The organism is Aeromonas sp. 25-AL00135 (assembly GCF_054052385.1).
The window spans coordinates 128,655-147,171 of the sequence record NZ_JBSTYQ010000014.1 but is presented as its reverse complement, the minus strand read 5'-3'; the positions used below and the strand labels follow the sequence as shown (position 1 = coordinate 147,171).

The following is an 18,517-nucleotide window of genomic DNA, read 5'->3' as shown; positions in this document are numbered from 1 at the left end:
TCCCATGCCGAACTCAGAAGTGAAACGCGGTAGCGCCGATGGTAGTGTGGCATTCGCCATGCGAGAGTAGGACACTGCCAGGCACCCAATTAAACGGTGATGTGAAGAATCACGTCACTGGCTGCGAGGATGACACCTCATAAGAAGCGGCAAACAATTTAGCGCAAGCTAACCGAATGCGGAGCGGTAGTTCAGTCGGTTAGAATACCGGCCTGTCACGCCGGGGGTCGCGGGTTCGAGTCCCGTCCGCTCCGCCACTAATTTGAAGGCCTTCCCGATTGGGAAGGCCTTTTTGCTATGGGCGTTTTTATCAAGTGACCCACAGGTTTGCATACCAGAACGAACAACAAGGCCCGGCTTCATGACCGGGCTTTTGTATTTTTAGTGCGTTAAACCGCCAATGTCTGGCTTTTTCCTGCCAAGTAAGAGTGCCAGAGAGCCTCTTATTCCCACTATTTTCGGGCTATATCAGAGTCTTATCAGTTTCATTTACAGCTATCTGAATGACTCTACAGGTGGTCAAATCAGGCTTCTGTCGCTTGCTGGCTACAGAGCAGTTCCATATTGACCACCTCCGCTTCCATCTGCACGTCGATCTTGAAACCCAGCAGCTTGGCTAGGTTGGGAATACCGAGATTGCCGGATTAATCAGGTACCGTTCAAGCAAAGAGGCCTTCCCGACGGGAAGGCCTCTTTGTTTTATCTATCAGCTGATTACCATCACTCGGTCGATTTATCAGGGCTTACTCTTTGTTGCCAATGCTCAGGCCGAGCTTGATGGAGAGGGCTGCCAGTAACAGCAGCATCATGATCAGGGAGAAGAAGTTGCTGCCAAGCTCCGGGTATTGCACCTTGAGCAGCGCGGAGTGACCGAAGACACCGATAAAGAAGCAGAGCAGGGTGCAGATGGGGGTGTTGCCCACCATGGGTTCATGGCGATAGTGCTGGAACAGCTGATAGGCCGCCAGCCAGAGGGCAATCAGCGGGAAGAAGGAGAAGGGCACGACCGAGTTGGTCAGCACGGCCAGAGAGGCATCGCCACAGATACCAATCAGCATGGCCATGGCGAGCGGTTTTTTCGGGATCATAAGCTGTTCAGTCATATCGTTCTCCATCCTGTGGTCATGGGTGAGGTTCACGGCGCTTCTGGTTTTGTACCTCGGCGCCCATGGCGATCATCCGCAGTTGGCGAATAGTGCGATCAGAGAGTGCCCGGCACTCTTCGCTGGTCATGTCGAGTGCATCGGCACCGGCACTGAAGACGATGGTGACCATGGCTTCTGCCTGGATGTAGGCATCTTCCCGTGGTGCTTCTGTGGTGGCTTCCAGATAATCGGTCAGCTCTGCGATAAAGTGCTGGATTTCGCGAGCCACCGCCTGACGAAAGGCGGCCGAGGTGCCGGAGCGTTCCCGCAGCAGCAGCCGGAAGATGTTGGGGTTGTTCTCGACGAACTCCATAAAGGTCTGCACCGAGGTGCTGATGACACTGCCACCACCGGCAATGCGCTGGCGTGCCTGGCGCATCAGTTGGCGCAGGGTGAGACCTCCTTCGTCAACCAGGGTCAGGCCCAGCTCCTCCATGTCGCGAAAGTGGCGATAGAAAGAGGTTGGGGCGATACCCGCTTCGCGAGCGACTTCCCGCAGGCTGAGATTGGAGAAACTCCGATTGGCGCACAGTTGGCTGAATGCAGCATCGATCAATGTACGCCGGGTTTTTTCTTTTTGTTGAGCGCGAATACCCACGAAATCAGTCACCTTCAGCTTAACGAGGACAAATGATAACCCGAAGGCGCCTCAGGATCAGGTTTGTATCCTACTTTTTTACCATTGACCGTGAGGAAATCACCATAGAAAATGGCTAACAGCTGTTCGCTGAAAGGATGCAATGAGATGGCCAGACCCCCCATTATTTTCACCAATACCCTGCTGTTCTCCCTCTCCGGGATAGTGGCGTTGATTGTCGTGCCCTGGTACGGCATGAGCCACGGTTACGATTTCTGGCAGTGGGCCAGTTTCCTGTTGTTGTTCTGCCTGAGTGGTCTATCCATCACCGCAGGCTATCACCGGCTCTGGTCGCACAAGGCCTACAAGGCGCACCCCGCTTTGCAGTGGTTGTTTGCCATCGGCGGTGCGTTGGCACTGCAGAATTCGGCCCTGCACTGGTCGGCCGATCACCGCCGTCACCATCGTCATGTGGATGACAACGATAAAGACCCCTACAGCGCGGGGCGCGGCTTCTGGTATTCGCACATCGGCTGGATGCTGCGGGAGCATCAGGGAGATCGCTATGGCGATTACAGCAATGTGCGAGACCTGCAAAACAACCCGGTGGTCGCGTTTCAGCACCGTCACTATCTGACACTGGTGCTGGCGACCAATCTGGGCCTGCCGCTGCTGTTTGGTCTGATCCACGGAGATCTGCTCGGCATGTTGTTGCTGGCAGGTGTCTTGCGGATGGTGATGACGCACCACACCACTTTTTTTATCAACTCGCTGGCCCATATCTGGGGCAGTCAGCCCTATACCGACCGCAATACCGCCCGTGACAACGGCATCCTGGCCTTTTTCACCTTTGGCGAGGGGTACCACAACTTTCACCACCTGTTCGAGAATGACTACCGCAATGGCATTCACTGGTGGCAGTTTGATCCGACCAAGTGGTTGATCCGGCTCGCCTCCTGGTGTGGTCTGGCGAGGGATCTCAGATCCTCGCCGGAGGAGCGTATCGAACAAGCCCGGCTGCAGATGCAGTTGAAACGGGCACAAGCCAAGTTGCGCAAGCAGGAAGATCGCGAACTGTGGCAGGCGCTGCTGCAGGAGGAGTACGACAAGCTGAGCCAGCAGTTGCAACACTATTACGCCAGTCGCAAGCGGCTGCTGGAGCTGCGCAAGCGCAAGGCGCTGGCGCGCTATGACCGCCTCAAGCTGCAACTGGAGTATCGGGCTCTGCGGGACGGCTTTATCGCTGGTAAACGCAACTGGAGTCGCCTGCTGGCAGGTATTGCATGATGCCGTCTGGTTATCACCGAGACTAAAAGAGAAGACCGCCTGCTGGCGGTCTTCTCTTTTATGATTCAATTCAAGCTAGTTGGCTTGGCTCTGCTGTTGCTGCAACTGATCCAGTGCCTGTTGCTCCTGCTGGCTAAGACCCAGTTGTTCGCAGGCCTGCTCAAAGCTGATCCCCAGATGGCACATCATGATATCGATGGCGGGCAGATAGTTCTTCATAGCTTCTTCCATGGTGATCCTCCAGACCCGTCACTTATGCCCTGAACCACTCGGTGCGGCAATTAGACTTTAGGCTTAGCCTGCCCATTTGATAAGCACCCCTGCCACTGGGGGAGGGAATTTGTTACCCTGCACCATGATAAAAACGGTTGCCGTATGACTGCGAGCAACAGGTGAGGAGCAGGGCATGTTATTGAGTTTCTTGATCATCGCTTCAGGTTGGTGGCACATCCGTGCTGCCTACGGTTCAGACAGCCGCCAGTTCTATATCAGCAAGCCGCTGACCATGCTGCTTATCATCGCGTTAGCGTTCGGCTACCAGAGTTATGACCACGACGGTTCCCACGCCTGGATCCTGCTCGGCCTTTGTCTCTCGCTGGCGGGCGATGTGCTGCTGATGTTGCCAAGCGATCGCTTCATTCAGGGGTTGGCGGCATTTCTTGTCGCGCATCTCTGCTATATCGTCGGTTTTGCCCAAGGGCCATTGCTGCTCAATCTGGTGGATGGTTTGCTGCTGTTGCTGATCGCCGGCATGGTATTCGGCCTGCTGTGGGGCAAGCTGGGGGAGATGCGGATCCCAGTCTTCTGCTACATGCTGGTGATCATCGGCATGGCCTGGGTGGCCGCCGGTGCCTGGCACGCCTCTCTCACTGCCGGTTCTGCCGCCGCTCTGGTGGGGGCGCTGATGTTCCTCTTCTCCGACAGCATGCTGGCGCTCGATCGCTTCCGCCGCCCCTTTCCCCACGCCCGCGCCTGGGTGATGAGCAGCTACTTCGCAGCGCAATTCCTGATTGCAGGGTCGCTGGCGGGATAACGTCTTCTGGTTGAGTGCAGGTAACAGATAACGAAAAACGGGCATTGGCCCGTTTTTCGATTTATGCCCGGCGTTTTTCACGCCTCTAGCGGTTCGGCATCCGCAGCCCGTGGGGCGGGGGATTTGAGCAACAGCATCAGTGCGCTGGCGATCAGCAGGAAGATCCCCATGATGTAGAACACCTGGTTGTAGGCCATGATGGCCGCTTCCCGGTTGATGGTATTGGCCAGCATGGCGTGGGCTTGCTGCTGGGCAATCTCGGGGCCTGAACCCTGCGCCATCATGCTCTGGGCCAGTTGCAGCAGATAGCTCTGCCCCTCGATACTGCTGGCGGCCAGAGTGCTGCCAATCTGCAGCACATGGGTGCGGGTATCGTTGTCGAGCATGGTCGCGATGATGGCGATACCGAACGCACCACCGAGGTTGCGCAGCACGTTGAGCAGAGTCGAGGAGGAGGGGATCTCGTCGTGGCTCAGGCTGGCGGTGGCGACCAGGGAGAGCGGCACCATGATGAAGGGCTGCCCCAGCGCCCGCACGATCAGTGACTGGATCAGCTGCGGCCCGGCGTAGTCGGCACTCATGTTGACGTTCATAAAGCAGCTGACGGCGAAGATCAGGAAGCCGAAACTCACCAGATAGCGCGGGTCTATCTTGTGGGTCAGTTTGGGCACCAGCGGCAACACCAGCAGTTGCGGTAGTCCCATCCACATCAGGACTTCGCCGATTTCCAGCGCGTTGTAGTTGTGGATCTGGGTCATATAGAGCGGCAGCACATAGATGGAGCCCATCAACGCCATGCCGAGGATCAGATAGGCGAAGCAGGCCAGCGCGAAGCGCGGGTTGTGCAGCAGTCGCAGATTGACCAGCGGGTGACGGCGGATCAGCTGGCTGATGACGAAGAACACCAGCGCTACCGCCGAGATGACTGCCAGTCGCACGATGAAGCTTGAGCCGAACCAGTCTTCCCGGTTGCCCTCTTCCAGTACCACCTCCAGTAAGCCGAGGCCAAGCGCCATGGTGACGATGCCGATGAGGTCTACCCGTTTGATCACGGCCCAGTCCACCGGTTTTTTATCAAGCCCGTGGGCCAGCATGGCCATCACCAGCAGTCCCGGCGGCACGTTGAGATAGAAGATGTAGTGCCACGACATCTGCTCGGTGAGCCAGCCGCCGAGGGTTGGGCCGATGGCGGGGGCGAAGGTGGCGCAGAGGCCAAACAGCGCCATGCCGGTGGCCCGCTTCTGTAATGGCAACAGGGTGACGATGAGGGAGAAGGCCATCGGGATCAGCGCCCCGCCGGTGAAGCCCTGCAGCGCCCGGAAGACGATCATGCTGGTGAGGTTCCAGCTGAACGAGCAGAGCACGGAGGCGGCGATAAAGGCGCCGGTGGTCCAGAGCAGGTAGCGGCGCACGCTCAGCCCCCGGCTCAGCCAGCCGCTCAGGGGGATGGCGATCATCTCCGCCACCAGATAGGAGGTGGAGATCCAGGAGCTTTCGCTCAGGGTGGCCGACAGGGCCCCCTGAATATCCTTCAGGGAGGCATTGGTGATCTGGATATCGAGGATGGCCATGAAGGCGCCGATAAGCCCCCCCATGACCGCGATCCAGTTACGACGTGGAATGGGTTCCATCAGTTGGCAGCCACCACGGGATCAGGAGTGCGGGTATCCACGATCACTTCGGTCGAGAGACCCGGCAGCAGCTTGCCTGCCAGCGGGCCCGGCTCGGGGATGCGGATCTTCACCGGTACCCGTTGCACGATTTTGGTGAAGTTGCCGGTGGCATTCTCCGGTGGCAGCAGGGCGAACTTGGCACCGGTGGCCGGGGCCAGGCTGTCGATGATCCCCTCGACCGGTTGATCCGGGTAGGCATCGAGTAGCACTTCGACCTTCTGGCCTGGCTGCATATGGGCGAGCTGGGTCTCCTTGAAGTTGGCCTCGACCCATACCTGTTGCAGCGGCACCAGGCTGGCGACCTGCATGCCGGACTGGACGTAGAGCCCTTCCCGCAGGCTGCGCTTGCCGATAATGCCGTCGGCCGGTGCCCGCAGCTCGGTGTAGCCGAGCTCCAGCTTGGCCTGCTCCAGTTGCGCTTCGCTCAACGCCAGCTTGGCCAGATTCTGTTTACGTTCGGCATCCAGTACCAGCAGTCGTTCACGGGCCGCCTGCAGGGCGGCTTGGGCCTCCCGGGCTTGCGCCTGATTGACCTGCAGGCCGGCACGCACCTCGTCCAGACTGTCTTGCGAGCTGTAGTGGCGCTGGTTGAGCTGACTGATCCGGTTGACCTGCTGGCTGGCGCGCAGCTGTTCGGCCTTGGCGGAGGCGACCTTGGCCTCGGCTTGCTGGATCAGGCTCAGTTGTTGGGTGCGGGTGGCAGCCAGATTTTCGGCCGTCGCCTGATTGAGGCGCAGGTCGGCTTCGGCCTCCGCGACTCTGGTTTTGTATTCGCGATCATCGAGACGGGCGATCAGTTGGCCCGCTTTGACCGGCTGGTTGTCGGTGACCAGCACTTCGCGGATATAGCCGGGCAGCTTGGAGCTGATACCGGTCACTTCACTTTGCAGATAGGCGTTGTCGGTGCTTTCAAAATAGCGGCCGTGAAGATACCAGTAACCGGCGAACAGCAGACCGAGCAGCACCAATATCATGGCTGCCAGCAGGGGAATTTTTTTGTGTTGACTCATTTTTGTGATTCCTGAACTTAAGGGGCGCAGGCTAACACTGGTCAACTGTTTCGATTAGTATTGGTTCACGAGATATACAGTTTCACTGGTGCAACAATGGATCTCAATGCCGCGTTAATTCTGGTGCGTATCGCCGACAAGGGCTCGTTTACGGGGGCCGCCCGCGAGCTGGGGATGACCAAGGCGATGGTCAGCCGCCGCATCGCCGAGCTTGAACAGCGGCTCGGAGTGCGTCTGCTCTATCGCTCCACCCGTCAGCTCACTTTGACCGAGGAGGGGGAGAAGTACTACCTGCACTGCAGCAAGGCGGTCGATGCCCTGACCGAAGCCGAGCTGATGCTGAGCGCCAGCCAGCAGGAGGTAACCGGCACCCTCAAACTGGCGGTGCCCATCGAAACGGGGCAACTGGTGGTCGGGCGCTTGGTCGCCAAGTTTTTGCAGGCCTATCCCGCCCTGCAGGTGGAGCTGGAGCTGACCAACCGGGTGGTGGACCCCATCAGCGAAGGGCTGGATGCGGTGGTGCGGATTGGCGACATGAGCGACTCCAATCTGGCGGCGCGCCGACTCTGGAGCACCGGAAGGCTGCTCTGTGCCAGCCCGGACTATCTTGCCCGCAGCCCGGTCATCGAGCGGCCGGAGGATCTGGCCAACCACGAGCGGGTGACGGTGAGCAGCGGGTTTCTCGCCTCTCACTGGTGCTTCGAGCTGGATGGCAGAGAGGTGCTGGTTGACCCCCCATCCCGTTTTCGGGTCAATAATATTACCTGTGCCCGGGAGGCTGCGAAGGCGGGGCTGGGGTTGGCTTCGTTACCCGCTATGCTCTGTCAGGATGAGCTGGCCAGCGGCGAATTGGTGATCCTGCTGCCAGAGTGGCAGCAACCCAGGGTGCCGATTTATTTGCTGTTTCCGGAGCGGCAACTGATGCCGCGCAAGTTGCGGGCATTCATCGATTTCATGATTGAGAACGGCGCCGAGTTTGGCATCGACAAGTTGTTGTAAGGGGGAGCTATGGATAACTGGATCAATCTCTATCGCGCCTCACACACCCTGGAGGCGCACGCGTTGAAAGGGGCGCTGGAGGCGGAAGGGGTGCTGGTGCGCCTCAATGGCGAGGGGCTGTCTGGCGCCCTTGGCGAACTGCCGGTCGACATGTTGCAGGTGACTCTGATGGTGCGGGCCGAGGATCGCAGCAAGGCAGGAAGGGTCATCGAGCGTTACCAGCAGCGCCAGGGTAACGGCTGGCTGTGCGGCCAGTGCGGGGAGGAGAACGGCGCCAACTTCGACGTCTGCTGGCGCTGTCACCACGATCCCCACGACAGCTGATCTCTCTTCCGCTAGCGCGGCGGGAACTCGATATCTTCCCCTGCGCTGGCATCGTGATAGGTCGCCAGATCCAGCTCGTTTTCGCTGCGGGCGATCAGCACCGACACCAGAATATCCCCCGAAACATTGACCGTGGTGCGCGCCATGTCGAGGATCCGGTCAATGCCTGCAATCAGTGCCACCCCTTCCAGCGGCAAGCCCACCGCCGTCAGGGTCAGGGTCAGCAGCATCAACCCGGTGCCCGGGGTGCCTGCGGTGCCGATACTGGCCAGGGTGGCGATGCTGATGATGGTCAGGTAATCGACCATGTGCAGCTCCACCCCGAATGCCTGAGCTACGAACAGCGCAGTCACTCCCTGATAGAGGGCGGTGCCATCCATGTTGATGGTGGCGCCGATGGGCAGCACCTTGGCGGTGATGGCGGGGGAGACTCCCAGCCGCTTCTCGGCGCAGGCCAGACTGATGGGCAGGGTGGAGTTGCTGGAGCTGCTGGTGAAGGCCACCGCCTGGGCGTCAACGATGCTCTTGAAGTAGTGCAGCGGATTGAGCCGTGCCAGCAGGAGCAGCAGGGTGCTGTAGACCCCGAGCACGTGCAGCAGGCAGCCGAGGTAGACGGCGCCGATCACCTTGAGCAGCGGCAGCAGCAGGTCGAGACCGTACTTGCCGGTCATCCAGGCCATCAGGGCGCAGACACCGTAAGGGGCGAGCGCCATCACCATCTGGGTCAGCTTGAACATCCCCTCGGCCAGCGAGGTGAAGAAGAGGATGGCGGGGCGGCCACGGCGACCGCTGGCATTGAGGGCGACCGCCAGCGCCACCGCAAAGACGATCACTTGCAGGATCTTGCCATCCACCATCGCCTGTACCGGGTTGCTCGGCACCAGATGGCTCAGCACGCTGGCCAGGGTGGGTGGTTCCGACATACCGATCCGCTCATAGGGGCCCATGTCGGCACCCATGCCGGGTTCCAGCAGCCAGCCCATCATCAGGCCGATGCAGATGGCGATGGCGGTCGAGCAGAAGTAGAGGCAGATCGCCTTGCTGCCGATGCGATCGAGGGCCTTGCCCTTGAGCAGCGAGGTGAGACCGGCGATGACCGAACAGAAAATGAGGGGCACCATCAGCATCTGGATGGTGTTGACGAACAAGACACCAAGGGGCTTGAGCAGCAGGGCTTGCTCTTCAAAGCCGACGCCTAGACCCACCCCTGTCAGCATGCCGATCAGGGTCTTGAGCCAGAGTGGTCGGCGGGTCCAGATCTGCCAGGGCTTGAGAGCCTCTCCATGGAACAGCATGACGCCAATATCCTTATACATTGTCTGCGATGGCCAAAAAGGGGCGCCAGTGTAGCGATCCCTGACGCGGGTTGCCACATTATCGACAAAGCGGTCGCGGTGACCACTCCCCTGACCAGGAAATGCGCAATTTATTGGCCTATATCAAGATCCCTCCGGGCGGGGAGATATTTAATTGGCATTAAATATGTTCATTATTGAGGTGAGAGATGTCGCAATCGGTTCATGGTCACGAAGTGATGGAGATGATGCTGGCGCAAGGAGGGCAATTTACCCGTGCCAGCCTGAAGCAGGCGATGGCCGAGCGGTTCGGTGCCGAGGCTCGTTTTCATACCTGCTGCGCCAGCGAGATGGATGCGGAAGCGCTGATCGACTTTCTGGCTGCCCGCGGCAAATTCATCGACTCGGCCGAGGGTTTCCAGACCCGCGCCGACAAGATCTGCAACCACGGTTAATCCCGCTGCGAGCGCATCATGGCGCTCGCTCAATTCTTCGCCCTTTGCTATATTTCGCCCCCTCTCTTTTCCCTATTCAGGGCGTAGCCCGGGCGTTGTATGGATACTTTCTCTGCCGCAGTCATGCTGTTTCTGATCATGGACCCGCTGGGCAACCTGCCGGTCTTCCTCTCTATCCTGCGTCATATCGATCCCAAACGACGTCGCAAGGTGATGGTGCGCGAGCTGCTCTTCTCGCTGGCCATCATGATGCTGTTCCTGTTCGTCGGTCAGCAGATCCTCGGCTTCCTCAACCTGCGGCAGGAGGCGGTCAGCATTGCGGGGGGTATCATCCTGTTCCTGATCGCCATCAAGATGATCTTCCCGAGTGAAGGGGGCGTGACCGGGCTGGCGGCGGGCGAGGAGCCCTTCCTGGTGCCGATGGCGATCCCGATGATCGCCGGTCCGTCGATCCTCGCCTCTTTGATGCTGCTGGCCAATCAGGAGCCCAGCCGGATGGTGGACTGGTCGCTGGCGCTCTTTATGGCCTGGGCCGCCAGCGCGGTGATCCTGATGTTCTACGAGGTATTCAACAAGCTGCTGGGTGAGCGGGGACTCACTGCGGTGGAGCGGCTGATGGGGATGCTGCTGGTGATGATCTCGGTTCAGATGCTGCTGGACGGGGTACATCACTATCTGGCGGTGACCGGTCAGGGCTGAGCGGTTTACATCTTGAAGTGAATGAAACGGGGCTACGCAGAGCCCCGTTTTTTGTGCCGCCGAAAAGGCGTGCCGTCACCCGTGAGTGGTCGCAGCGGGTTCCAGTTTGCTCATGATGAGGGAGAGCAGCAATTCCCGCAGCCAGCGGTGGCCCGGATCCTCGCTGTGACGCTGATGCCAGATGAGCAGATGGGAGATGCTGTCCAACCCGATGGGCAGCGGTAGCTGCAACAGCGGATAGACCTGGGTGGCGTGGCGGGCGTAGAGCCGGGAGAGGGTCACTATCATGTCGGAGTGCATCCCCATCCGCAGCGCCGCCTCGAAGGAGGGCACGGTTGCCTCGATACGCCGGTAGAGATCCTGCTCTGCCAGCTTGTGATCCAGCATCCAGCGGTCCCGCCCCTCGCAGTAAGTCTGCACATGGGGATAGCTGAGGTAGTGCTCCAGATTCCAGTTGTGCTCCCGCAGCGCGGGGTGGTGCTGCTGCACCAGACAGGTGAGATCATCGACCGCCAGCACTCGCTGACAGATGCTGTCGGGCAGGGTATCGAGCCGATAATCGGAGCTGATGCAGTTCTCTCGCACCGCGAAGGCGATGTCCACCTGTCCCTGACTCATCTCGGTCAGACTGTTCTCGGTCCACTCCTCGTAACGCAAGCGGATCCGTGGTGCCTGCCGCTTCAGCTCGCTCAGGTAGAGCGGGGCAAACAGGGTGAAGGCGCTGTCCATGCTGGCGATAACGAACTCCCGCTCCGAGCTGGCGGGGTCGAACTCGGGCGGCTGGATCAGGTTGTCCAGCGACAACAGGATGGGTTGCAACTGTTGTTGCAGCGCAAGGGCTCGGCCGGTGGGTTCCAGCCCGTAGGCAGAGCGGATGAAGAGGGGATCATTGAAGGTATCGCGCAGACGGCCGAGGGCTTTGCTGACCGCGGACTGGCTCAGATGAAGGCGGCGTGCCGCCTTGCTGCCGTTGCGCTCCTCCAGCAGTACCTGCAGGATAATCAGCAAATTGAGGTCGATGCGACCCAGTTGTTCCAGCAGCATGATATGAATCCTCTTCAATTCTAAGATGAATTTATACCATTTGTTTTCATATCTTGGCGATCTTATCCTCGAATGGTCTCAGGTTCGCATGAACCACTGGTACAGGATGTAGCGGTTGAGGGGACATGTAGCACAATCAATATGGCGACCTCAGGGTCGCCCTATTTTTTGGCTATGATTTATTTGCTCACTTGCACCTGCCTTGATTTTGCCCAACAATCCCTGCGCTCTATTTTGATACAAGTAACAGATATCTCTTTGTGAGGGAGTATCCCTATGGGACTCGGTGGAATTCATATCTGGCATATGTTGATCCTCTTGCTGGTCGTTGTGCTGGTCTTCGGCAGCAAGCGTCTTGCCAGTGCAGGTGAGGATCTGGGTACCGCCATCAAAGATTTTCGCAAGGCGATGCGTGACGACGCAAATCATCCGAAATAAGCAGTAGGAGTAGAAAATGTCTGTAGACGAGAAAGTTGAACTGAACGAAACCTGTGACAGCTGCGGCTGTTTTGCCGAGATCGGCACCATCATCGGCGAAGGCGACGATGTGATGGATCTGGTTATTGAAGCCGCTGCCGAGGCTGATGCCCGCGCCAAGCTGGCTGCCTATGAAGCACTGGCCAAACAGGTCACTGCCGAAGCTCAAGTGAGCAGCGAACTGACCCAGGGCGCCAACGGCGTGATCCTGAAAGCCCGCCTGCAATTCACCTGCACTGCTGAAAAACTGATTTTCGAAATGCGGGCCCGCTCTATCTGAGTTGTCTGATAACGCGGCAGGTTTGCCTGCCGTGTTGACCCTTCTGCTGTGGGTCGGCGTTCTATAGTTACTCTATCCCACAGACGTTTTTGCCCGGCGCGAGTCGGCCAACAGAAGGCGTAAACATCATGACGCAGCGATGGATCTCTGCCCCCAATCCCACCCTCTATCGTGATCCGTGCTGCCAACAGGCAGCAGACGTGACCTCAGCACAGGTGCAGCCATCGTGATACGACGCTGGATCTGGGCGCTGCTGGCCCTCTGCTGTTTTCCCCTGCTCGCGGCTGAACTCAAGCCACAGCGTTTGCCCCAACCCGGGGACCTCGAAAGCATTCTGCAAAAGCGCGAACTCAGGGCTCTGGTGGTCTATGAGCGCGGCTTCTACTTTCTCGATCGCGGCGCCCAGTACGGCATTCTGGTCAATCAGCTGCAAGGGTTCGAGCGCTGGCTGAACAAGACCTATCTCGCCAAAGAGAAGGTCAAACTCAAGGTGGTCTACATCCCGGTGCGTCAGGACAAGCTGCTGGACTATCTGACCGAGGGGCGTGGCGATCTGGTGGCGGCGACCATGACGGTGACCCCGACCCGGCGTGAACAGGTGGCCTTCTCCCGGCCGCTCATTTCATCCATAGAGGAGTGGGTGGTGAGCCAGCAGAGCCTGCCTGCCTTCAGCCGCATTACCCAGCTCTCCGGCAGACGTGTCTGGGTGCGCGCCAGCTCCAGCTACTACGAGAGTTTGCGCCAGCTCAACTGGTTGTTTCGCGAGCTGGGGTTGCCCCCCGTCTATATCGAGACGGTGCCCGAATATCTGCAGGATGGCGATCTGCTGGAGATGGTGGCCGCTGGCATTATTCCCCTGACGGTGACCGACAGCTACAAGGGGAGGATCTGGCTGGGTGGGATGATCTCCGGCCTCAAGGCCCACAAGTTGATCCCCCTGCGCAGCAATGGCACCAGCGCCTGGGCGCTGCGCAAGAACAGCCCCGAGCTGCTCAAGGCGGTCAATGGCTATCTGGCGAGTGTCAGCCGCAACAGCCTTTACAGTGACATGACCCTGCGCCGGTTGCTGGTTCGCAGCGATCAGATGAGCAATATCCTGGCGCCGGATCCTATGGGGCGCCTCGCGACCATTCGCAAGGTGCTGGAGAAGTACGCCAATAAATACGATCTCGACTGGCTGATGCTGGCGGCGCTTGGATACAAGGAGTCCGGCCTCAATCCCAAGGCGCGCTCGCCCAAGGGGGCCGTGGGCATCATGCAACTGCTGCCCAGCACAGGGCGGGAGGTTGGCATCAACGGCGCCAGACTCACCACGCTGGAGGGAAATGTGGAGGCCGCCTGCCGCTACATGCGGTTGATCCTCGATACCTACTTCAATGATCCCAAGCTGGATCGGCTCAACCGCCACCTGTTTGCCCTCGCCGCCTACAACGCCGGGCCGAACCGGGTGCAGGCGCTGCGAGGCAAGGCGGAGAAACTGGGGCTCGATCCCAACGTCTGGTTCGGCAACGTGGATCAGCTGGTGGCCAACGAAGTCGGACAGGGGCCGATCAACTATGTCGGCACCATCTACAAGTACTACGTAGCCTATCGTTTCAGCCTGCCCCAGATCGAGGGCAAGGCTGCCGCTATCGAAGCGGCTCAGCCCTGAGCCGGTTGACCGGCAGGGTCGCCTGCACGGTCGGCAATTGCCAGCCACCGTCCCTGTGTTGCAAAAACCAGTGAGCAGGGCCGGTGGCCGGGATGAGATCTGGCTGGCTGAGCTGGCCCAGATAGCGCAACATCGGGGTATCATGCAGTTCCATCAGCAACTCCTTTTGAATATGTGAAGAGGCTCGCCAGCGTTATGACACCCGGCCATGACAGCAGGATGACACCATGATCCCCGGATCCTTTGCCCTGATCGACGATCCCCAGCTGGCGCTCAAGGTGCGTTGTCAATGGATCCGCCATGCCCGCGAGCGGATCCAGGCGCAGTACTACAGCTGGGAGGAGGACAGCAGCGGCAAGCTGCTGCTGAGCGAGCTGCTTCACGCCGCCCGGCGTGGCGTCAAGGTACAACTGCTGGTGGATGATCTCTATGCCGGTGACAACCGCTTTCTGGAGATGGTGGCTTACTACCCCGGGATCGAGGTGCGGCTGTTCAACCCCTTCTGGCTGCGGGGCTGGCGCCCGCTGGCACTGCTGCTGGAGGGGCTGCTCAGCTTTCGCCGCATCAACCACCGGATGCACAACAAGCTGCTGCTGGTGGATGGCAAGCTGGCGCTGATCGGCGGGCGCAACATCGGCGATCGCTACTTCGGTCTGGATCCGCAAGCCCCCTTCGTGGATCTCGATCTCGCCTGTCAGGGGGGACTGTGCCAGCAGATGGCACAGGGGTTCGAGCAGTTCTGGCACAGCCGCTGGAGCCACCCCATCCGCCATCTGCTGCGTCGCGAGCTGCTGCCCGCCGAAATAGAGGTGGTCAACGACTTCCTGTTCACCATGACGGATCCGGCGGTGGCCACGGTCTACGATCTGCCTGTGGCGCTGTTTGACGAGCGCGATTTGCCGCTGCAGTGGCATGAGGGGCGGGCCGAGGTGTGGTTCGATCGTCCCGGCAAGGGGCTTATCTCCCGTCCCACTACCGCCCGTCAGCTGTGGCGCCAGCTGGCAGACAATCCTGGCTCGCTGGGGTTGGTGACCCCTTACCTCATCCTTACTCGCGGGTTTCGGCACCGTCTGGCGCGGCTGCGCCAGCAGGGGGTCGCCATCGACATTCTCACCAACTCGCTGGCCAGCACCGATGTGCCGCTGGTCTATGGCGCCTATCAGCGTTATCTCGGCTGGTTGCTGCGGCGCGGGATCCGGGTCGCCGAGTTTGACCACGGCCACGGCAGCCTGCACGCCAAGCTGATCCTGCTGGGGGAGGAGCGGGCGCTGTTTGGCAGCCTCAACCTCGATCCCCGCTCGCTCTTTCTCAATACCGAGCTGATGCTGCATCTGCACTGCCCGCCGATCTGCGAGGCGCTGCGAACGTGGCTGGTTCGCTGGCAGGAGCAGGCGGGTGGATTGCCGCGCAAACCCGAGGGGTGGTCAAGGCGACTGATAGCCCGCCTTAGCGACTGGTTGCCCCTGCGCCGTTGGTTGTGAGGCGGCCATTTTTTGTGCGAGATCTCGCAAAGCCTTGTAAGCCATTGTTGATGTCCTTTGCGGGTGAATAACCATGAACGAATCTATCTTGCTGTTTTATAACAATTTAGTGGTGATGATAAGGCTGTTTTTTGTGCTCAAATGTGAATGGAATGGGCATAAAAACGTTTTTTATTTTGTTTTTATGCGTAATATTTCAGTTGCAAGGACAAACACGGTGGCTTGTCTGCCGTGTGGACGAAGGTTGTAACGGGTAGCTGGCCGGTTGCATCGCTGCAATTGGCGCACACTTCAGATGGGTCGCGAACTATCGGAAAGTGAAACAGAGACCCGGCGTGGCCGGACTCCAATATGGAACATGCTATTTGCGAGGGGGTGACATGGACATGTCACCCCACTTTTTTGGCCGCTCGCCACCATTTACCTTTTTCCATGATTGTTGCTCATCGCAAGAGCCGCAGAGGGCAAGGCAATAAAAAGAGGGCCGCAATAGCGGCCCTCGGTCTCATCTGCCCGGTGGATTAACCGGCCTTGACGCTGCGGCGACGCTGCAGCCAGACGATCGCCCCGAACAGCAGGAAGCCCGGGATCCACATCCACTCCTTGGTCCAGCGCTCGGTCGGCGCCTTGACGGTGAGGATCTCCTGATCGAACTCCAGTCCCATGGTGGCGGCCGGGCTGCCAAAGGCGACGTTGTCGATCAGCGTCTTGCCATCCTGCTCATAGAGGCTCAGCCCCAGATTGGCCAGCCGCTCTTCGCCATTTGCCCCATCCGGTACGGCGACCAGCAGGGTGAACTTGCGTGGCTTGCCCACTGCATCTTCACCGAGGATCCGCAGCCGCAGGGTGCTCTCCGCCTCCACTTCACCCATGGTTTGGGCCAGCTGGGCAGGCGGAGTCTCGCGATAGGGGTCGTGCACCATGTCCATCCAGAAACCCGGGCGGAACAGGGTAAAGGCGACCAGCAACAGCAGCACGCTCTCGTACCAGCGGCTCTTCACCAGGAACCAGCCCTGAGTGGCGGCGGCGAAGATCAGCATGGCGATGGTCGCCACGATGAAGATCAGCACCCCGTGGGCGAAGTCCACGTCGATCAGCAGCAGGTCGGTGTTGAAGATAAACAGGAACGGCAGCGCCGCGGTACGCAGGCTGTAGTAAAACGCCGTGATCCCGGTCTTGATGGGATCGCCCTTGGAGACAGCGGCTGCCGCAAAGGAGGCCAGCCCCACCGGTGGCGTCACATCCGCCATGATGCCGAAGTAGAAGACGAACAGGTGCACCGCGATAAGCGGCACGATCAGCCCGTTTTGCTGCCCCAGCGTCACTACCACCGGTGCCAGCAGGCTGGAGACGACGATGTAGTTGGCAGTGGTCGGCAGCCCCATGCCGAGGATCAGGCTCAGCAGGGCGGTGAGCAGCAGCATCAGCAGCAGGTTACCCATGGAGAGGAACTCCACCAGATCCGCCAGCACCAGACCGACCCCGGTTTGGGAGACCGCACCCACGATAATCCCCGCGGTGGCGGTGGCAATACCGATACCGATCATATTGCGGGCACCGGCGACCAGCCCTTCCCGCAGATCCACCACGCCATCAGCGACGGTGCCGTAGTCGTGTTTGCCGTCCTGGCGCAGCCAGTTGAGCAGCGGCCGCTGGGTCAGCAGGATGATCACCAGCATCACGGTACCCCAGAAGGCCGACAGCCCCGGCGAGAGGCGTTCCACCATCAGGCACCATACCAGTACCACCACTGGCAGCAGGAAGTGCAGGCCGGAGAGCAGCACGGCGCGGGTGTTGGGCAACTCGGTGAGCGGCTTGTCGGGATCTTCGGCGGGCAGCGGTTCATTGCTGGCGGCGATCTTCAACAGGGCCACATAGGTGGCAGCCAGCAGTACCGAGATCCCCGGCAGTGCGTAGTCACCCAGCGCAGGTTTGAGCCAGCCGAGGCCATAGTAGACCGCCAGTGACAGGCCGCTGATGAGGGCCGCGCCAAAGGCAAAGCCGGTCAGGCGGCGCAGCCAGGGTTTGGGCTGATGGTTGCCGATGGGCTGCATGCCCAGTTTTAGCGCCTCCAGATGGACGATGTAGAGCAGCGCTATGTAGGAGATGGCGGCAGGCAGGAAGGCGTGCTTGATGATCTCCACATAGGGGATGCCCACGTATTCGACCATCAGGAAAGCCGCAGCCCCCATCACGGGTGGCATGATCTGGCCGTTGACCGAGGAGGCCACTTCCACTGCCCCCGCTTTCTCTGAACTGAAGCCCACCTTCTTCATCATCGGGATGGTGAAGGTGCCGGTGGTCACCACGTTGGCAATCGACGAACCGGAAATCAGACCGGTCAGGCCGGAGGCGACCACTGCCGCCTTGGCCGGGCCGCCACGCAGGTGACCGAGCAGGCTGAAGGCGAGCTGGATAAAGTAGTGACCTGCGCCGGCCCGCTCCAGCAGGGCGCCAAACAGCACGAACAGGAATACGAAGCTGGTGGAGACGCCAAGGGCGATGCCGAACACCCCTTCGGTGGTGATCCACTGGTGGTTGGCCAGCGCGGTGAAACCTACCCCGCGGTGTGCCAGCAGTCCCGGCATCCAGGGGCCCGCCAGGCTGTAGACCAGAAAGACGATGGCGATGACCGCCAGTGCCGGCCCCAAGGCGCGGCGCGCCGCTTCCAGCAGCAGCGGAATGCCGATGCAGGCGGTCACCAGATCGGCGGTGGTGAGGGTGCCGGGACGCAGCGCCAGCGCTTCATACATCACGAACAGGTAAGAGGCGGCGCCAGCAGCGATCAGACCGAGGGCGATATCGCCGAGGGGAACCCGATCCCGCGGCGAGGAGCGAAATGCCGGGAACACCAGAAAAGCCAGCAACAGGGCAAAGGTGAGGTGAATGGAGCGGGTTTCGGTGTCATTGAGTACGCCAAACCCCACCATGAAGGGGAGTGGCGAGGCGATCCAGAGCTGGAACAGGGACCAGGCCAGCGCCAGCGCTGTGATGATCCAGCCCAGCGGGCCCAGCGGCAGGCGAGCGCCCACATCCTGGGCGATCAGTTCCTCGGTAGAGAGTTGTTTATCTTGCATAGGGTTAACT

General features: G+C 59.9%; 19 protein-coding genes, 1 tRNA gene and 1 rRNA gene. 12 read left to right on the top strand and 9 right to left on the bottom strand.

Annotated elements, in window-relative coordinates; all coding sequences use genetic code 11:
- Both rrf and ACW5XC_RS14515 read left to right on the top strand, forming a co-directional pair.
- Window positions 1-83, top strand: a 5S ribosomal RNA gene (gene rrf / locus ACW5XC_RS14520); the annotation flags it as partial.
- Between the two features lie 97 nt (window positions 84-180).
- Window positions 181-257: transfer RNA gene (locus ACW5XC_RS14515), tRNA-Asp, on the top strand.
- A gap of 486 nt (window positions 258-743) precedes the next feature.
- Here the strand turns inward: ACW5XC_RS14515 and ACW5XC_RS14510 are convergent.
- Window positions 744-1,103, bottom strand: coding sequence for a YijD family membrane protein (locus ACW5XC_RS14510; protein WP_042052520.1), 360 nt, complete (start codon window positions 1,101-1,103; stop codon window positions 744-746).
- A gap of 19 nt (window positions 1,104-1,122) precedes the next feature.
- Entirely contained in the window at window positions 1,123-1,743 is a 621-nt protein-coding gene (gene fabR, locus ACW5XC_RS14505; protein WP_005339921.1) for an HTH-type transcriptional repressor FabR, read from the bottom strand.
- Between the two features lie 147 nt (window positions 1,744-1,890).
- On the opposite strand from fabR, the gene ACW5XC_RS14500 reads away from it, so the two are divergent.
- A complete protein-coding gene (locus tag ACW5XC_RS14500) occupies window positions 1,891-3,009 on the top strand; it encodes a fatty acid desaturase (protein ID WP_042052521.1) in 1,119 nt (372 codons plus the stop codon).
- Window positions 3,010-3,084: 75 nt separating this feature from the next.
- On the opposite strand, the gene ACW5XC_RS14495 is transcribed toward ACW5XC_RS14500, so the two are convergent.
- Window positions 3,085-3,240 (bottom strand): hypothetical protein, encoded by a 156-nt coding sequence (locus ACW5XC_RS14495; protein WP_005348505.1) that lies wholly within the window; start codon window positions 3,238-3,240, stop codon window positions 3,085-3,087.
- Between the two features lie 175 nt (window positions 3,241-3,415).
- Between ACW5XC_RS14495 and ACW5XC_RS14490 the strand changes: the two genes are divergently transcribed.
- On the top strand, window positions 3,416-4,042 hold the full coding sequence (locus ACW5XC_RS14490) for a lysoplasmalogenase (protein ID WP_005348507.1): 627 nt from the start codon (window positions 3,416-3,418) through the stop codon (window positions 4,040-4,042).
- 77 nt (window positions 4,043-4,119) lie between these two features.
- Here ACW5XC_RS14490 and ACW5XC_RS14485 read toward each other — a convergent pair whose 3' ends face one another.
- Window positions 4,120-5,673, bottom strand: coding sequence for a DHA2 family efflux MFS transporter permease subunit (locus ACW5XC_RS14485; RefSeq protein ID WP_042052522.1), 1,554 nt, complete (start codon window positions 5,671-5,673; stop codon window positions 4,120-4,122).
- A complete protein-coding gene (locus tag ACW5XC_RS14480; protein WP_042052523.1) occupies window positions 5,673-6,725 on the bottom strand; it encodes an HlyD family secretion protein in 1,053 nt (350 codons plus the stop codon). Before ACW5XC_RS14480 ends, ACW5XC_RS14485 begins: the two co-directional genes overlap by 1 nt.
- Before the next feature lie 96 nt (window positions 6,726-6,821).
- Between ACW5XC_RS14480 and ACW5XC_RS14475 the strand changes: the two genes are divergently transcribed.
- Complete coding sequence (locus tag ACW5XC_RS14475) at window positions 6,822-7,724, top strand: LysR family transcriptional regulator (protein WP_042052524.1); 903 nt, start codon at window positions 6,822-6,824, stop codon at window positions 7,722-7,724.
- Between the two features lie 9 nt (window positions 7,725-7,733).
- Window positions 7,734-8,048 carry a putative signal transducing protein gene (locus tag ACW5XC_RS14470; protein ID WP_005339933.1) on the top strand — a complete coding sequence of 105 codons (315 nt, stop codon included), beginning with the start codon at window positions 7,734-7,736 and terminating at the stop codon, window positions 8,046-8,048.
- 11 nt (window positions 8,049-8,059) lie between these two features.
- Here ACW5XC_RS14470 and ACW5XC_RS14465 read toward each other — a convergent pair whose 3' ends face one another.
- Window positions 8,060-9,343, bottom strand: coding sequence for a dicarboxylate/amino acid:cation symporter (locus ACW5XC_RS14465; RefSeq protein WP_042052525.1), 1,284 nt, complete (start codon window positions 9,341-9,343; stop codon window positions 8,060-8,062).
- A 209-nt stretch (window positions 9,344-9,552) separates the two neighbouring features.
- Between ACW5XC_RS14465 and ACW5XC_RS14460 the strand changes: the two genes are divergently transcribed.
- Both ACW5XC_RS14460 and ACW5XC_RS14455 read left to right on the top strand, forming a co-directional pair.
- Window positions 9,553-9,798: a YecH family metal-binding protein gene (locus ACW5XC_RS14460; RefSeq protein ID WP_042052526.1), complete on the top strand. Its 246-nt coding sequence runs from the start codon at window positions 9,553-9,555 to the stop codon at window positions 9,796-9,798.
- Window positions 9,799-9,897: 99 nt separating this feature from the next.
- Window positions 9,898-10,497, top strand: a complete 600-nt coding sequence (locus tag ACW5XC_RS14455; RefSeq protein WP_040069536.1) for a YhgN family NAAT transporter — start codon at window positions 9,898-9,900, stop codon at window positions 10,495-10,497.
- 75 nt (window positions 10,498-10,572) lie between these two features.
- Here the strand turns inward: ACW5XC_RS14455 and ACW5XC_RS14450 are convergent, their stop codons facing one another.
- Complete coding sequence (locus tag ACW5XC_RS14450; RefSeq protein WP_042052527.1) at window positions 10,573-11,541, bottom strand: LysR substrate-binding domain-containing protein; 969 nt, start codon at window positions 11,539-11,541, stop codon at window positions 10,573-10,575.
- A gap of 276 nt (window positions 11,542-11,817) precedes the next feature.
- Here ACW5XC_RS14450 and tatA point away from each other — a divergent pair, with 276 nt between their 5' ends.
- From tatA to ACW5XC_RS14435, 3 genes are all read left to right on the top strand, one after another.
- On the top strand, window positions 11,818-11,979 hold the full coding sequence (gene tatA / locus ACW5XC_RS14445) for a twin-arginine translocase TatA/TatE family subunit (RefSeq protein WP_005339944.1): 162 nt from the start codon (window positions 11,818-11,820) through the stop codon (window positions 11,977-11,979).
- Window positions 11,980-11,995: 16 nt separating this feature from the next.
- A complete protein-coding gene (locus ACW5XC_RS14440) occupies window positions 11,996-12,298 on the top strand; it encodes a YfcZ/YiiS family protein (RefSeq protein WP_005339945.1) in 303 nt (100 codons plus the stop codon).
- Between the two features lie 229 nt (window positions 12,299-12,527).
- Window positions 12,528-13,949, top strand: a complete 1,422-nt coding sequence (locus tag ACW5XC_RS14435; protein WP_178378384.1) for an MltF family protein — start codon at window positions 12,528-12,530, stop codon at window positions 13,947-13,949.
- Here the strand turns inward: ACW5XC_RS14435 and ACW5XC_RS14430 are convergent.
- Entirely contained in the window at window positions 13,927-14,103 is a 177-nt protein-coding gene (locus ACW5XC_RS14430; protein WP_005339947.1) for a hypothetical protein, read from the bottom strand. The two genes, ACW5XC_RS14435 and ACW5XC_RS14430, sit on opposite strands and share 23 nt — an antisense overlap.
- A gap of 73 nt (window positions 14,104-14,176) precedes the next feature.
- On the opposite strand from ACW5XC_RS14430, the gene ACW5XC_RS14425 reads away from it, so the two are divergent.
- A complete protein-coding gene (locus tag ACW5XC_RS14425) occupies window positions 14,177-15,430 on the top strand; it encodes a phospholipase D-like domain-containing protein (protein WP_042052529.1) in 1,254 nt (417 codons plus the stop codon).
- Between the two features lie 521 nt (window positions 15,431-15,951).
- On the opposite strand, the gene ACW5XC_RS14420 is transcribed toward ACW5XC_RS14425, so the two are convergent.
- A complete protein-coding gene (locus tag ACW5XC_RS14420) occupies window positions 15,952-18,507 on the bottom strand; it encodes a TRAP transporter permease (RefSeq protein WP_042052530.1) in 2,556 nt (851 codons plus the stop codon).
- Window positions 18,508-18,517: the final 10 nt, after the last annotated feature.